This is a genomic window from Mucilaginibacter robiniae (assembly GCF_012849215.1).
Taxonomy (GTDB): Bacteria; Bacteroidota; Bacteroidia; order Sphingobacteriales; family Sphingobacteriaceae; genus Mucilaginibacter; species Mucilaginibacter robiniae.
Genome location: NZ_CP051682.1, coordinates 4,579,228 through 4,594,837 on the forward strand (window position 1 = coordinate 4,579,228; position 15,610 = coordinate 4,594,837).

Genomic DNA, 15,610 nt, shown 5'->3' on the forward strand with positions numbered 1-15,610 from the left:
TTTAGGCGGTTTGATTAACTTTCTGAATAAAAATTTCATTTACGCTGGGTATCACTTCTTGTAAGCGATTAATTCTAACCTGCGGAATTAAATATTGAAGTACATCGTTAGAGGTAGTGCCATCATTGAGTTTTAACCGGATGGTATATCCGTCTTCTGAAGCTACTTCATCAAGTAGAGTAAAAGGCTGCTTACCATTTAAGTCGAGCTTAGTGCCATTATATTCAACCAAATAGGTATTACTACGGTATGAATTACGAATATCTTTTATCCGGCCATCCAGTATTTTGTGTGATTTATGGATGAGCGCAATAGAATCACATAGTTCCTCAACCGATTCCATACGGTGAGTAGAAAATAGGATAGTAGCTCCTTTTCGGTTCAGCTCCAATATTTCTTCCTTAATTACTTCAGCATTAACCGGGTCAAAACCGCTGAAAGGCTCATCCAGAATAATCAGATCAGGTTCATGCAACACGGTAGCCACAAACTGGGCTTTTTGTTGCATTCCCTTCGATAGCTCTTCCACCTTCTTATGCCACCAATCTTGTATTTCCAGCTTTTCAAACCAGTATTTGATACGCTTGGTTGCTTCTGCCTTGCTTAAACCTTTTAAGCGGGCCAGGTAAACGATCTGTTCGCCAATCTCCATTTTCTTGTACAAGCCACGTTCTTCGGGCATATAGCCAATACGTTCAATGTGCGATTGGTTAAGGCGTTCGCCACCAAAATAGATCTCGCCGGAATCGGGTGCGGTAATTTGGTTGATAATACGAATGAGAGAAGTTTTACCAGCGCCATTTGGGCCTAAAAGGCCAAATATTTTGCCACCGTTTACTTCCAGGCTCACGTTGTTCAGTGCCGTATGGCCGGCATACTGTTTCACAATGTTGCGAATACTTAGCATGAGATTGAGAGGAGTAGTTTAAATGTTTTAAGTTGTGATTGGTATTTAGATACAGACTAATCAATTATGTTACAGTATTCAAAAAGTAATTGGTACAAAAAAAGCCTGAAGCTTTATCAACTTCAGGCTTTATCAAATTTATACTCAACAGGTTTACTCAAAATATTCCTTCATCCGCTCAAAAAAGCTTTTTTCGTTTTTGCCCGGATTAGGTTTAAAGTTTGGTGAATTTTGTAATTTCTCTAAAGCATCGCGTTCTTCGCGGCTTAAAGCTTTAGGAGTCCAGATGTTGATATGAACCAATTGATCGCCACGATGGTAGGAGTTTACCTCTGGCACACCTTTGCCTTTCAAACGAAGTATCTTACCCCCCTGGGTGCCTGGCTCAATCTTGATTTTAGCTTTGCCATCAATGGTTGGTACTTCAATGCTGGTGCCTAAAGCGGCATCCACAAAGTTGATGTGCAAATCGTAAATTACATTGTTGCCATCACGTTTTAACGTTTCGTGCGGAACTTCCTCAATCAAAATAATCAGATCGCCTGGTACACCGCCACGAGGAGCTGCGTTACCTTTGCCGCTCATGCTTAGCTGCATGCCTTCACTTACGCCGGCAGGGATATTAATGCTGATGGTTTCTTCGCCACGTACCACACCGTCGCCATGGCAAACATTACATTTAGAAGTAATAGTTGAACCTTCACCGTTACAAGTAGGGCAGGTGCTGGTCGTTTGCATCTGACCTAATATAGTGTTGGTTACCCGGCGTACAGCACCCGAGCCACCACAAGTTTTACAAGTTTGAAATGATGATTTATCTTTTGCACCTGTACCATCACAAGTTTTACATAAAACCTGCTTGTTAACTTTAATTTTCTTTTCGGCACCGTTAGCAATTTCTTCCAGCGTTAAGCGTACTTTAATGCGCAAATTGCTGCCACGGGCTACACGACGGCCTCCGCCTTGCTGACGGCCACCGCCACCACCAAAGAAGCCTTCAAACGGACTTCCGCCACCAAAAATATCACCAAATTGGCTGAATATATCATCCATATTCATGCCACCGCCACCATAGCCACCATTGGCCGATTGTGCGTTGGCTGCATGGCCAAATTGGTCGTAACGCTGACGCTTATCAGGTTTGCTTAGTACCTCGTAAGCTTCTGCCGCTTCTTTAAATGATTCTTCGGCAGCTTTATCGCCCGGGTTTTTGTCCGGGTGATACTTAATTGCCATTTTGCGGTAAGCCTTCTTAATCTCATCCTCACTGGCGCTACGGGATACTCCCAGTACGTCGTAATAATCTCTTTTTGACATAATATTTTGTGGTTATTATGTTATCAGGTTATAAGCCTAATAACTAAATAACTTAATCAACTTACTAACTACTTAACTGCCTACTACAACTTTAGCAAAGCGTACTACTTTATCATTCAGGTAATAACCTTTTTCCAGTTCATCAACCACTTTGCCTTTCAAGTCTTCAGTTGGTGCAGGTACGTTGGTAATGGCCTCATGTAAATCAGCGTCAAACTCGGTGCCTTTGGCATCCATTGGCTTCAAGCCTTTTTGTGCCAGCATGTTTTTTAGCTTGTTAAAAACTAAACTAACACCTTCTTTAACCGCATTTATATCAGTAGTAGATTCCATGGCTTTCAAGGCGCGGTCAAAATCATCTACCACAGGCAGCAAAGCCACTATGGTGTCTTTACCTGCAGTTTGTCTTTCTTCAGCACGTTCCTTGTTTGTCCTTCTTCTAAAATTATCAAACTCAGCATATAAGCGCAAATATTTATCATTGGCCTGCGCTAGTTCATCTTTTAATTTACTTTCGGCTGAAGCTTCAACCGGCTCATTGGCGTTCAACTCGTCGGCTAATGGGTTTTCGTTTTCCTCAGTGCTGTCAAATGCATTGTTCACGTCTTCCATGTTATCAGTTGATGGTGTTTCCTGCTTATCTTTTTTATTAAACATGTCTTTAAAGTTCATGATGGTAGTACAAATCAAGTTCCCTGCCATAGCTGCAAAGCAGTCAGGCTGTCAGTGCGTTTTAAATTTTATGGTAGATTTGTCTTGTTATGACAGATGGCGAAGTGGCAGTATTGCGTAGCAGTGGCAGAACAATAAATACTACTGATTTAATATTAATTTTTCTGCCGCTGCTTTCTTGAATTAAGCAATCTGTACATCTTCTAGTACTTTACCCGATTCACATTTGATAATACGTGACGGGAAAGTACGAATAATATGATAATCGTGTGTAGCAATCAGCACGGCAGTACCCGATAGGCTGATTTGCTTTAACAACATTACAATTTCTTCAGAAGTATCCGGGTCTAAGTTACCTGTAGGTTCATCCGCCAAAATAATTTCCGGTTCGTTCAGCAAAGCCCGGGCAATAACCACACGCTGCTGCTCGCCACCCGAAAGCTCGTGCGGCATCTTTTTAATTTTGGAGCGTAAACCTACTTTTTCCAGCACATCACGAATACGTTCGGCAATCAGTTTCTTGTCTTTCCAGCCCGTAGCTCTAAGCACAAAATGCAGGTTTTGTTCTATACTACGATCGGTTAATAGTTGAAAATCCTGAAATACAATACCCAACTTACGACGCAGGTAGGGAATATCACGGCTGGGCAGTTTCCTTAAATCATACCCGCCAGCATGACCTTCGCCAGTAGTTATTGTTAAATCGCCATAAAGTACTTTTAACAAACTGCTTTTGCCCGACCCGGTTTGGCCAATCAGCCAAATAAAATCGCCTTTATCAATGTGCAGGTTTACATCTGATAATACCAAATGCTTTTGCTGAAATATATCAACGTTTTGCAGCTTTATAATAGAATTTCCAATCATGGCGGTTATAACTCCAGTTTTAAAATCTGGCCAAAAGGCAGGTCTTTTATTAAATTCATTATGTAATCAGCTTTATCACCCAACCCCACTTTATCCAGCGATTTATCGGGACGATCTACCCGAAAATACGCCAGTAAGGTAAACTGCTCATCACGCAATTGTACATAGTCAGGTATTTTGGCCACGCCTTTTACTTTAATGATATACATGCCGTCCAAAAATAGCTTTATTTTAAAGATTAGACAAAAATTGTATCGTATCTATTCCGTCAGCATAATCCCATAAAGCTGGCTGCTGGCTTTCTCCAAAATCAACTACTTGATTATTAATGTTTAATTCAGCTCTGGTAACCACACATTGAATTTGATCGCTTTGTTGTGCCAGCAAAGTCTGCGCAGCATCCAGATATGCATATTCCTCATAAAACAACACCGCCAAAGGGGAGGCTAACCGTTCATCCTGCTTTAATAATAAAAAGCCATTATCCAGATGTTTGTCTCTGTTCACCAAGTAAATGGCTTTGTTGTAATCATAGTTGTTGTGGTACTTGTGATGCTGAATAACGTTACTGCAACTTTCAATAGCCTCAAAAAACGGAATAAAATCATACCCTTGTGGTACCAGTAATTTGGACACGTTGCGGCAACCTAAACCATAATAGGCAAAAATATCATTACCCAAATTTCGTAATTGTTCTTCCGTTTCCCGACCGGTAAGTAAAGCAATACTATTTCGGTTTTTACGAATAATATGTGGTACATTACTAAAATAGTATTCAAAATAGCGTGAGGTATTATTACTACCAGTAGCAATAATAGCATCAAAGCCTTCCAAACGCTCTACAAATTTATATTGCCCGGCAAAGTTGTTATCTATATCAACCAACAGCTGTAAAACATACTTAATCAAGCGTGCATCTTGCGAGGATGCTTTGATTAAAGCAATGTTGCCGGTTAACAATACACACAAAACATCATGAAAGCCAACAAGTGGTATATTGCCAGCCAGTATCAGGCCAACCTTTTGAGGTGTATGGTTTTGTAAGGTATAGCGGTTTAACCATTTAGTAAGGTTTTCTATAGTTAACTGCAGGCCGCTAGCTATCACAGCCTGTTGTACACTTTCGGGGGTAAACCAGGCATTATGATTGCTTTCTGTTTGTATCAATTGGCTCAGCGTTGCATCGGGGGAACTTAATTGCTTACCCAATTCGGCTACTGCATTTATTAAATTTGATTTACTTGGATTTGACATAGTAACGATGAGGAAAATTAAACTCCCTGCATGAATTTTTGTTATATTTGCAAGCACTGCAAACGCAGGCAAAGTTAACCAGAATATAAGATATTAAGATATGGCGATTAAAATCACTGATGAATGTATTAATTGCGGTGCTTGTGAGCCGGAATGCCCTAATAATGCCATTTATGATGCGGGCGCTGCTTGGCGATTTTCAGACGGTACTGATTTAAAAGGGGTAATTGATTTTGGCGATGGTAATACCCTGAATGCCGAACAAGCGCAAGCTGCCTTGTCGGACGACATCTATTATATTGTACCTGATAAATGTACTGAGTGCGTTGGTTTTCATGATGAGCCACAATGTGCAGCCGTTTGCCCGGTTGATTGTTGCGTGGATGATGAAGACATTCGCGAATCTAAAGAAGAACTGCTGGCCAAAAAAGATTGGCTGCACATGGAAGGTTAATATTAAGGTAGAAAATATACAAAGGGGTGCATTAAGCATCCCTTTTTTGTTGGTACGAAACGAAAAACTATTTTAGCATTATGGATTACGGAATTAGTCAGTTGGCCATTATTCCAATGCGGGCCGAACCTTCGGAACGAAGCGAGATGGTTTCACAATTGCTATTTGGTGAAACGTACCAGATTATCGAATGGCAGGAAAAATGGGTGAAGATTGTAACGGCTTATGATGAATACGAAGGATGGATAAGCCGCAATCAAGTTACTACGCTGAACTACGAAGATTATTTAAACTTACAATCAGCACCATCAGTATTAACTATTCAGCACGTTAGCGTAGTTATTAAAACGTCTGACAATAGTGCCTTGCTTTTGCCAGCCGGATGCACGTTACCTTTTCATGAAGGTAATACCTGTCAAATTAACAAGGAAGTTTACCACTTAACTACTCCAATTAATAAACTCATTGATTTATTAGCTTCAGCGAAAACTTATCTGAATAGTCCTTACTTATGGGGCGGACGAACACATTTCGGTATAGATTGCTCAGGGTTTGTGCAGACTGTTTTTAAACAATATGGTTTATTTTTAAAGCGTGATGCGAGTCAGCAAGCAGAGCAGGGTAGTGCGGTAGATTTTCTGCAAGAGGCTCAGCCCGGCGATTTAGCCTTTTTCGACAATGCCGAGGGGCGTATAGTACATGTTGGTTTAATGCTCAACAACGAACAAATTATTCATGCCTCAGGCAGGGTGCGCATTGACAAAATGGATACGCAAGGCATTTATGCTGAAGATCAGCAACGCCATACGCATCAATTAAGAATTATTAAGCGGTATTGTTAAATTAACTTATAAAGAATAAGGGTTAGAACTCTATTTCCCAAGCCATAATCCGCTTGTCATCACTGGTTGAAAGGAGTTGATTACCATTCCAAGCCAGTTTGTTTACAGATAAGGCATGACTATCATAACCTTTTTCGCGACTAATGATTTTGTATAGTTTAAAATCATTCAGCCCCCATATTTTAATGCTTTTATCCATACTAGCTGAAGCAAAGTAGGGCTGGGTAGGGTGAGCCAGAACATGATTAACGGCAAACATGTGTGCCGGAATGTTTTGAGCCAATTCTAACGTTTGTACATTCCACAGTTTGATCTGCGCATCACGGGAGCCTGAAATCAAGTAGCGGTTATCTGGGGTATACTGCACGCTGAACACAGCCAAAGTGTGACCTTGCAATGCAGAGATAAAAGCGTAATCCTCCAAATGGTACACCTTTATCGTGCTATCACGACAAGCGAAAGCAACCTGAGTATTATTAGGTGAAATACCAATGCTACGAACGGTATCATCAGAAACTTGAATGGTATGGAGTAATTGTAAGGTATTCAAGTTCCAAACACTCACCCGACCATCTTCAGAAGCTACCAGCAATTCTTGCTTGCTGCTTACCGATTGGATGTCAAAGATAGGTTTGCTATGGCATTTGAGTGTAGCTACAATTTTTTGCTGCAAGAAATCAAATACCAACACATCGCCGCTACGTAACCCGGCAAACATTAACGGGAAGCCAGCAGGACAGTGTATAGCATAAATAGATGCCTGTACCGGAAACATCACTTTAATGAAAGTTTGTTTGCTCAGGCTCCATTCTACCAAACCTTTATCATTACCGCCGCTAAACAAAATGTTTGGCTTTTGCGAAAGCTCCAGTGAAAAGATAGGATTGCTATGCCCGGTAAGTTCAAATGATTTTTCTGCTTTCATACTGTGCCTGTTTTTAAAAGAATTGATAATCAGAAAAATGCTCTTACTGCAATTTCAATGCTTCCCCACGTGGTGGTTGAGGATTAGTATGCCTTACTTCCAGGTTTTGGGCGATAGTTTCTAAGCTTACGCCTTTCTCTCGCAGCAATACTAGAAGATGAAAAGCCAAGTCAGAAGCTTCGTTGATGAAGTCTGTCTCTGTTTCGGCCAGTGCAGCAATCACCGTTTCAACACCTTCTTCACCTACCTTCTGAGCTATTTTCTTCAAGCCTTTACGACGCAATTTATCTACGTACGATCCTTCTTGTGGATTCTCGTAGCGGCCGCGAATGATACTTTCCAGTTCTAGAATAAAGTTTTGGTTGTACGATGTTTTAAAACAACTACGTGCGCCGGTGTGGCAGGTGGGGCCATCAGCTTTAGCTTTAATCAAGATGGTGTCATTATCACAATCTATATGCATGCTTTGCACATGCAAAAAGTTGCTGCTGGTTTCACCTTTGGTCCACAAACGGTTTTTGGAACGGGAGTAGAAAGTAACTACTTTTTCCTGTACCGTTTTATCATAAGCTTCCTGGTTCATGTACCCCAGCATCAGCACTTCCAGTGTTTGTGCATCCTGAATAACCACCGGCACTAACCCATCCGGCGATTTTGAAAAGTCTATTTGCATGTTTATTCTTTCTGAATAAAGTTGTTATCAATTTACGGCTAAACCTATCTCACTTCTATGTGATGCTCGCGTAAAAGAGTTTTTAAATCGGGTATTAATATTTCACCATAGTGGAATACCGATGCAGCCAAAGCGGCATCTACATTGGTTTGTTCGAATACATCTACAAAATGCTGTACATTGCCCGCACCTCCGGAAGCTATAACCGGAATGCGTACCGCATCATTTACCACCTTTAAAAAGGTATTATCAAAGCCTGCTTTGGTGCCATCATGATCCATTGAGGTTAGTAATATTTCACCCGCACCACGACTTTCTGCTTCCTTTATCCAACCTAATGTTTCTTTATCGGTAGCTATGCGCCCGCCGTTCAGGTGTACAATATTAGTATTGGCTACGTGTCGGGTATCAACGGCTACAATTACAAATTGTACGCCAAAGGCTTTGGCCAGTTCATCAATTAAAGCCGGATTACGTACAGCTGCCGAGTTGATGGATATCTTATCGGCTCCGGCATTCAGCAATGCATCGGCATCCGCAATCTCGTTTATGCCACCGCCAATGGTGAATGGAATATTAATCTGCCGGGCTACGGCTTTTACCAATTCCACTATCGTTTTACGGCGTTCGTGCGTAGCTGTGATATCCAGAAACACCAGTTCGTCGGCACCTTGCTGTGAGTAATTCCAAGCCAGTTCTACCGGATCACCGGCATCGCGCAAGTCCACAAAATTTACGCCTTTAACAGTACGCCCATCTTTTACATCAAGGCAGGGGATAATTCGTTTAGCTAAGCCACCACTTCCACCAATGGCGGAGCTTACATGTTGTTCAATATCTTTCAAAACGAATAGTAAATGGTACTTTTGTAAAATCTTAATTTATCAATGCCTTCCTGCAAAGAGTTAGATACTAATCAGTGATTTTAAGTTCCAGTTTTTTACATCTTCAATGGTAATTCGTTGTTCGTAAATAGCTTTACCTACAACGCAGCTTTCCACCTTGATTTTGCTTAGTTGTTCTATATCTTTCATCGAGCTTACACCACCTGAAGCAATTAGCTTGATGATAGGTGAGTAGTTCAATAGTTTTTTATATAGTTCAACACCGGCACCCCCTAATTTGCCGTCCTTATCAATGTCGGTACATAAGAATCGGTAAAAACCTAAATGCAGGCATCGGTCAATATAATCCATCAGCTTGATAGGGGAACTTTCCATCCAACCGGAGTATTTGATTACCTCATCTAGAACATCAATAGCTACAACAATTTTCTCGGCGCATTTAGCAGAGCCGCACATGGCTTTGCTCAGTTCATCTAAAAAAGACGGATTAGTTATAGCTTGGGTACCTACAATAACGCGGGCTATACCAGCATCGGTTAACTCCTTCACCTTATCAATACTGCGGATACCACCACCATATTGAATTTTCATATCTGTTTTTTTAATCACATCAAACAGATATTGTTGGTTGCTAAAATCGTTTTTAGCACCATTCAGGTCAATGATATGGATAAAGTTAGTACCATTAGATTGGTAGCGCTCAATCATTTCTTCCAGGCTCACGTCATATTGCGTAACCTGTTGGTAATCGCCTTCGCGAAGACGTACCACTTTCTTGTTCAGAATATCAATAGCCGGAATAATGTACATGTTTGTCTATATTTTTGAAAAATTAGAAAGTATAGTTTCGCCGTACACACCCGATTTTTCTGGATGAAATTGCACGCCGTAAAAATTGTTATGCCAAATTGATGCCGAGTACTTTAAACTATAATCAGTTGATGCTAAAGTATAATCATTACTATACTCGATATAGTAGGAGTGGACAAAATAGAAATGCGCCCCCGACGGAATACCTGCAAATAGTGGATTTTGCTTATTCTGGTAAACCTGGTTCCAGCCTGTATGAGGAACTTTGTAGGCTTCACTGTTTTTAAATCTAAGTGTTTTGTTCGGAAAAATGTTCAATAGGTCAGCATTGCCTTCTTCAGAGTAGGCTGTCATGAGTTGCATACCCACACAAATACCCAGCGTTGGCTTTTGCAAAGTTTTAATAGAAGGTACCAGACCGGTATGCTCCAGTTTACTCATGGCTGCCCCGGCATGGCCCACGCCAGGTATGATGTAACGGTCGAACTTATCAAAATCAGCCTCGGTATGAATCATGCCATAGCTTACGCCTAGCCGGTCCAGAGCGCATGTAAGCGAAAATATATTTCCGGCACCGTAACGTACAATTCCGATATTAGCAGCTCCATTTACAGGAGATGAGGCTGTTATTTCTGAATCATTCTTTTCTTCAATTTCCATAGTTACTTGGATTCATTGCTAATCATAAGAGTTTTTACAAAACTCCTTTAGTGCTAGGTAGTACCATTTTTTCTGCATCGCGTTTTACAGCCATTTTAATGGCTTTGGCAAAAACTTTAAATATAGCCTCTATTTTATGATGTTCGTTATAGCCTTCTGCTTTGATGTTCAGGTTGCATTTTGCTGCATCTGAAAATGACTTGAAAAAATGGTAGAACATTTCGGTGGGCATATCGCCAACTTTTTCTCGCTTAAATTCAGCTTCCCACATCAACCAGTTACGTCCGCCAAAATCAATAGCGGCCTGAGCCAGACAATCATCCATTGGTAGGCAGAAACCATAACGCTCAATCCCTTTTTTATTGCCCAAAGCGGTAGCAAAAGCCTCGCCTAACGCAATTCCGGTATCTTCAATAGTATGGTGTTCATCAATATGCAAGTCACCTTTAGCCGTTATATCCAAATCCATACTACCATGTCGGGCAATTTGGTCTAGCATGTGATCAAAAAAGTGCAAGCCGGTATTAACATTGGCTTCACCTGTACCGTCCAAATTGATTTTGATATATATGTCTGTTTCCTTAGTGGTACGACGATGTTCTACAACACGTTCACCCAGTTTTAGGTATTCATATATTTGCTGCCAATCTGTAGTTTCCAGCGCAACTGTATTTTTAATGGCTGATGCTTCATCTTCAGTAAACTCCTGTGCGCCTAAACCTGAATGGTTGTTCAGCCATAAAGCTTTAGCACCTAAGTTCTTTGCTAGTAGCACATCATTCATGCGATCGCCAATTACATAAGAGTTGGGTAAATCATACTCCTCGATATTGAAGTAGCTGGTAAGCATACCCGTACCTGGTTTACGAGTAGGCGTATGGTCGGCTGCAAAGGTGCGATCTATATGTGTGGCCGAAAAAACAACGCCTTCATTAGCAAAAGTGCGTACAATCAGTTCATGTACGGGCCAAAAGTTTTCATCAGGGTGCGAAAGGGTACCCAGGCCATCTTGATTACTCACCATTACTAATTCGTAATCCAGTTCTTTAGCTATGCGTGATAAATAAATGATAGCACCAGGATAAAACTCCAGTTTGTGGAAAGAATCAATCTGCTGGTCGGCCGGTTCTTTAATCAGGGTACCATCCCGGTCAATAAACAATACTTTTTTCGGACTACTCATTTAAAGTTTTTTAAGGTTTCTATGAGTTTGCTGTTCTCTTCAGGTTTACCAATAGTGATGCGCAAAGCACCTTCACAAAGCTCAACCTTTGAGCGGTCGCGTACAATAATCCCATGCTGCACTAAAAAGTTGTATATACCACGGGCATCGGTTGTTTTTACCAAGATAAAGTTAGCATCAGATGGATAAATGTTAAGTACAAAATCTAAACTTTGAAGCTGTATTATTAATTTATCTCGTTCTTGTAAAACTTCTTGTATCCAGCTATTTACCTGCTCTGTGTTTTGCAGAGCCTGCAAAGCTAGTTGCTGCGATGCTTCATTAATATTGTAAGGAGGCTTAACTTTATTCATTACATCAATTACCTCGTTACTGGCAAATGCCATACCTACACGTAAGCCTGCTAAACCCCAAGCTTTTGATAAAGTTTGCAGTACTACCAGATTCTGGTATTGAGTTAAATTCTCTATAAAGCTTTGCTGGCTGCTGAAGTTAATGTAAGCTTCATCTACTATAACTAAGCCGTTGAAGCTAGTTAGCAGTGTTTCAATATCATTACGATTGATGGAATTACCGGTTGGGTTATTAGGCGAACATACGAAAATAAGCTTAGTATGTTCATTAATAGCATTAAGGATACCATCAACATTCAACTGGTAATCAGTTGTCAATGGCATGCGCTGGATAGCAATGTTGTTAATATTGGCTGATACTTCATACATGCCATACGTTGGCGGTACGAGTATGACATTGTCTATGCCTGGATTACAGAAGCTGCGGAATAATATATCAATAGCTTCATCGCTGCCATTACCTAAAAATATATTGCTTGTTGGTACACCTTTTATATCGCTTAACCGTTTTTTAACTTCCATTTGCAACGGGTCAGGGTAACGGTTGTATTGTTGTTCCAATGGTGAGCCAAAAGCATTTTCATTAGCGTCTAAATACACGCTGGCTTCACCCTGAAACTCATCACGTGCGGACGAATACGGTTTAAGGTTCTTTATATTTTCTCTAAGTATATTATTAATATCGAACATAGGTTTTGAAAGTTGATGGTTGTAAAAAATCTGATTGATAATGCACCTGCAATTAGTGTTGTAAGCGAACGCTTACCGCGTTTCTATGTGCATGCAAACCTTCTAAATCAGCCAAAACTTCCACATGAGGACCAATGTTCTGTATACCAGCGGATGTTAAATGCTGAAAGGTAATCTTTTTCACAAATGAATCTACCGAAACGCCAGAATAGGCCTTAGCATACGCGCTGGTAGGTAATGTATGGTTGGTACCTGATGCATAATCGCCAACACTTTCTGGGGTTTGATTACCCAAGAACACTGAACCAGCATTAATAATTTTATCTGTAATGCTCGACCATTGTTCAGTAGCTAATATCAAATGCTCAGGCGCGTATTGGTTGCTGAACTGCATGGCCTCATCTAAACTATTTACCACAATTACATAAGAGTTAGCTATAGCTTTACTGGCAATTTCAGCGCGAGGCAAAATTGCCAATTGTCGTTCCAGCTCTGCTGTAGTTTGTTCAACTATTACTTGAGATGTAGCTACTAAAACGCTTTGACTATCAACGCCATGTTCTGCCTGAGCTAACAAATCAGCTGCTAAGTAGGTTGGAGTTGATGTCTCATCAGCAATGACCAAAACTTCTGATGGACCTGCCGGCATGTCAATAGCAGTAACAGTAGTAGATTGAATAATGGTTTTTGCTTTAGTAACAAATTGGTTTCCAGGACCAAATATCTTATCAACTTTAGTGATACTTTCAGTTCCGTAAGCCATAGCAGCAATGGCCTGTGCACCGCCGGATAGATAAATGCGATCTATGTTCAATAGTTGAGCCACATACGCTATAAAGGCGTTTACTTTACCATTCTTTTGCGGTGGTGAGCATACTACTATTTCATGGCAACCCGCTATACGAGCTGGTATACCCAGCATTAAAAAGGTGCTTGGTAAAACTGCCGTACCTCCCGGAATATACAAGCCTACCTTTTCAATAGGTCGTAGTTCGCGCCAGCAGGTTACGCCAGGCATAGTTTCAATTTGCGCTTCAGCTTTTAGCTGACTTTCATGAAATTTATAAATGTTCCGGTAAGCCAGTTCTAATGCTTCTTTTTGCTCCGGCAATAAAGCAGTTGCAATTTCGGCCAACTCAGCTTTGTCTAGAAAAAGCTTTTCTAATGCAACGCCATCAAACCGTCGAGCGTAATCAAATAAGGCCCGATCACCAAATTGCTGTACGTTCGTCAGTATGTCTTCTACGATGTTACGGATATCATTTGCCGGATCTACATTACGTTGTACCAGTTCCTGTAATTGTGCAGTGCTTAAATCAGCATAATTATAAACTTTTAGCATTTCAATCATTCATAATTACTCCCTTTATAAGGGATAGATGTTAGAGAATTATTTTTTCAATTGGCATTACTACAATTCCTTGAGCACCAGCTTGTTTCAGCTGGCTGATACGATCCCAAAAATCGCGTTCCGGAATTACCGTATGTACAGCAACCCAGTCTTCTTCAGCCAGAGGCACTACTGATGGGCTTTTTACACCAGGCAGTAATTGCAAAACGGTATCCAGATTATGACGGCTTACATTTAGTACGACATACTTGGTTTCCTTAGCTCGTAAAACTGATTGCACACGTTGAATAAGCTCCTGAACTAAGTCTTCATTTTCTGAACCTTTGCGGCCAATCAATACCGCTTCTGACGACATTACATCAGCAAAAGGTTTCAGACCGTTGCTTTTTAAGGTGCCGCCGGTTGATACTAAATCGCAGATGGCATCGCTCAAACCTAAGCCTGGTGATATTTCTACAGAGCCAGATATTGTTCTTATATCTGCTTGAATGTTATTACTTTTAAGGAATTTATCTAAAATAACCGGGTAAGTGGTTGCGATAGATTTGCCATCTAACTCAGCTAAGCTTTCAATAGAACTGTTGTTCTGTACAGCAATTTTCAATGAGCATTTGCCGAAGCCAAGTTTTTGCAAATAGGTTACTTCAACCTCAGTTTCCTGAATTACGTTTTCACCAACTATACCTAAGTCGGCTATGCCATCTTGTACATATTCCGGAATATCATCATCACGCAGAAATAAGATTTCGAGCGGGAAGTTTGATACTGGAGAGATCAACGAACTTTTATAATTTTCAAAATTCAGGCCGCAGTTCTTAAGCAGCTCTACAGATTTTTCATTGAGCCTTCCTGACTTTTGGATGGCTATTTTTAATGGTTTCACAGGGATTGGAATAAATTAAACTATAAATAAATCGGGGTTTGTTATTTCACGTAGAAACATACATCATCATTATCGCCACAAGGGGCGATGGTGCAGATGAAGATGATGTAACTGAAAACCGATCATTTTATATAGTTATAATATATGAATGAAGTGCCGCAAATATAGAAGTTATTTGTTTACCGTCAAGAACATAGAATTCTAACGTACAAGAACATTCTTGGCAAACTACAGCACAAAGCCGCAAATGTTTTATTCCCGTACACATAACCATCCTATTCTTAACGATATTGTTACTTAATTAAATCTAACATTTCGCTAATAGGCTGGTCGCTATTAATAAGAATACCTGTTACACCAGCTGCAGTACCCGCTTCAACATCACGTTCACGGTCGCCAATAAAGTAAGATTGTGCCGGGTCTATATTATACTGTTCAATACCTCTTAATAACAAACCTGGCTTAGGTTTGCGACAATCACAATCACCGGTAAAGTTGGGATGATGCGGGCAGTAGTAAATATCAGTAAAGGTAACGCCATGTTCAGCATACAGATTTTTCAAATGCTGGTGCATAGTTGCTAATTGCTCTTCGGTGTACCAGCCTTTGGCTAAACCACCTTGGTTGGTTGCCACAATTAGTAAGTAACCTCGGTTTTGCAGTTCTTTCAAAGCTTCAAAATTATGCTCTAATACTTGAAAATCTTCTAGTCGGCATACATAATCGCCTAATTCTTTATTTAAAACGCCGTCACGATCTAAAAATACGGCTTTGTTCTTAGCTGTGTCCATAAAAATAATATAGCCAGCAAAGATAAACTATTCATATTGTTAGCTAAAGCTGTGCTTTATAGTTGCTGCTGAATGCAGTAGTATTCCTGTAAATTGTGAAAATGTAAATTTCGGAATGTTAAACCCTACAAAA

General features: G+C 40.4%; 18 protein-coding genes. 2 read left to right on the forward strand and 16 right to left on the reverse strand.

The genetic code is table 11. The features are described 5' to 3' along the window. Position 1: 1 nt before the first annotated feature. The 6 genes from HH214_RS20040 to HH214_RS20065 all read right to left on the reverse strand — a co-directional run bounded on the left by HH214_RS20040 (position 2) and on the right by HH214_RS20065 (position 5,017). Positions 2-907, reverse strand: coding sequence for an ABC transporter ATP-binding protein (locus HH214_RS20040; RefSeq protein ID WP_169610678.1), 906 nt, complete (start codon positions 905-907; stop codon positions 2-4). Between the two features lie 153 nt (positions 908-1,060). Then, a complete protein-coding gene (gene dnaJ, locus HH214_RS20045; RefSeq protein WP_169610679.1) occupies positions 1,061-2,224 on the reverse strand; it encodes a molecular chaperone DnaJ in 1,164 nt (387 codons plus the stop codon). Between the two features lie 72 nt (positions 2,225-2,296). Further along, positions 2,297-2,926, reverse strand: a complete 630-nt coding sequence (locus HH214_RS20050; protein ID WP_248282158.1) for a nucleotide exchange factor GrpE — start codon at positions 2,924-2,926, stop codon at positions 2,297-2,299. A 153-nt stretch (positions 2,927-3,079) separates the two neighbouring features. Next, on the reverse strand, positions 3,080-3,763 hold the full coding sequence (locus tag HH214_RS20055; RefSeq protein ID WP_169610681.1) for a cell division ATP-binding protein FtsE: 684 nt from the start codon (positions 3,761-3,763) through the stop codon (positions 3,080-3,082). Between the two features lie 5 nt (positions 3,764-3,768). After that, positions 3,769-3,972, reverse strand: coding sequence for a fructose-6-phosphate aldolase (locus HH214_RS20060; RefSeq protein ID WP_169610682.1), 204 nt, complete (start codon positions 3,970-3,972; stop codon positions 3,769-3,771). A gap of 22 nt (positions 3,973-3,994) precedes the next feature. Then, complete coding sequence (locus tag HH214_RS20065) at positions 3,995-5,017, reverse strand: acyl-CoA reductase (protein WP_169610683.1); 1,023 nt, start codon at positions 5,015-5,017, stop codon at positions 3,995-3,997. Positions 5,018-5,117: 100 nt separating this feature from the next. Here HH214_RS20065 and HH214_RS20070 point away from each other — a divergent pair, with 100 nt between their 5' ends. Further along, positions 5,118-5,471: a 4Fe-4S dicluster domain-containing protein gene (locus HH214_RS20070; RefSeq protein ID WP_169610684.1), complete on the forward strand. Its 354-nt coding sequence runs from the start codon at positions 5,118-5,120 to the stop codon at positions 5,469-5,471. 80 nt (positions 5,472-5,551) lie between these two features. After that, positions 5,552-6,313 (forward strand): C40 family peptidase, encoded by a 762-nt coding sequence (locus HH214_RS20075; RefSeq protein WP_169610685.1) that lies wholly within the window; start codon positions 5,552-5,554, stop codon positions 6,311-6,313. A 22-nt stretch (positions 6,314-6,335) separates the two neighbouring features. Here the strand turns inward: HH214_RS20075 and HH214_RS20080 are convergent, their stop codons facing one another. From HH214_RS20080 to HH214_RS20125, 10 genes are all read right to left on the reverse strand, one after another. Continuing rightward, positions 6,336-7,238, reverse strand: coding sequence for a WD40 repeat domain-containing protein (locus HH214_RS20080; protein ID WP_169610686.1), 903 nt, complete (start codon positions 7,236-7,238; stop codon positions 6,336-6,338). Between the two features lie 43 nt (positions 7,239-7,281). Further along, positions 7,282-7,911 carry a bifunctional phosphoribosyl-AMP cyclohydrolase/phosphoribosyl-ATP diphosphatase HisIE gene (gene hisIE, locus HH214_RS20085; protein ID WP_169610687.1) on the reverse strand — a complete coding sequence of 210 codons (630 nt, stop codon included), beginning with the start codon at positions 7,909-7,911 and terminating at the stop codon, positions 7,282-7,284. Positions 7,912-7,955: 44 nt separating this feature from the next. Beyond that, positions 7,956-8,756, reverse strand: a complete 801-nt coding sequence (hisF, locus tag HH214_RS20090) for an imidazole glycerol phosphate synthase subunit HisF (protein ID WP_315853179.1) — start codon at positions 8,754-8,756, stop codon at positions 7,956-7,958. Between the two features lie 60 nt (positions 8,757-8,816). After that, positions 8,817-9,566 carry a 1-(5-phosphoribosyl)-5-[(5-phosphoribosylamino)methylideneamino]imidazole-4-carboxamide isomerase gene (locus HH214_RS20095; protein WP_169610689.1) on the reverse strand — a complete coding sequence of 250 codons (750 nt, stop codon included), beginning with the start codon at positions 9,564-9,566 and terminating at the stop codon, positions 8,817-8,819. Between the two features lie 6 nt (positions 9,567-9,572). After that, positions 9,573-10,226: an imidazole glycerol phosphate synthase subunit HisH gene (hisH, locus tag HH214_RS20100; protein ID WP_169610692.1), complete on the reverse strand. Its 654-nt coding sequence runs from the start codon at positions 10,224-10,226 to the stop codon at positions 9,573-9,575. Positions 10,227-10,260: 34 nt separating this feature from the next. Further along, complete coding sequence (gene hisB, locus HH214_RS20105) at positions 10,261-11,409, reverse strand: bifunctional histidinol-phosphatase/imidazoleglycerol-phosphate dehydratase HisB (protein WP_169610694.1); 1,149 nt, start codon at positions 11,407-11,409, stop codon at positions 10,261-10,263. Then, on the reverse strand, positions 11,406-12,452 hold the full coding sequence (hisC, locus tag HH214_RS20110; protein ID WP_169610696.1) for a histidinol-phosphate transaminase: 1,047 nt from the start codon (positions 12,450-12,452) through the stop codon (positions 11,406-11,408). The genes hisB and hisC overlap by 4 nt, the downstream gene beginning before the upstream one ends. A gap of 52 nt (positions 12,453-12,504) precedes the next feature. Beyond that, positions 12,505-13,794 carry a histidinol dehydrogenase gene (gene hisD / locus HH214_RS20115; RefSeq protein WP_169611230.1) on the reverse strand — a complete coding sequence of 430 codons (1,290 nt, stop codon included), beginning with the start codon at positions 13,792-13,794 and terminating at the stop codon, positions 12,505-12,507. A gap of 40 nt (positions 13,795-13,834) precedes the next feature. Continuing rightward, positions 13,835-14,686: an ATP phosphoribosyltransferase gene (gene hisG, locus HH214_RS20120; RefSeq protein ID WP_169610698.1), complete on the reverse strand. Its 852-nt coding sequence runs from the start codon at positions 14,684-14,686 to the stop codon at positions 13,835-13,837. Between the two features lie 293 nt (positions 14,687-14,979). Next, the gene (locus tag HH214_RS20125; protein ID WP_169610699.1) at positions 14,980-15,477 is read right to left on the reverse strand and encodes a D-glycero-alpha-D-manno-heptose-1,7-bisphosphate 7-phosphatase; all 498 of its coding nucleotides are present in this window, start codon (positions 15,475-15,477) and stop codon (positions 14,980-14,982) included. Positions 15,478-15,610: the final 133 nt, after the last annotated feature.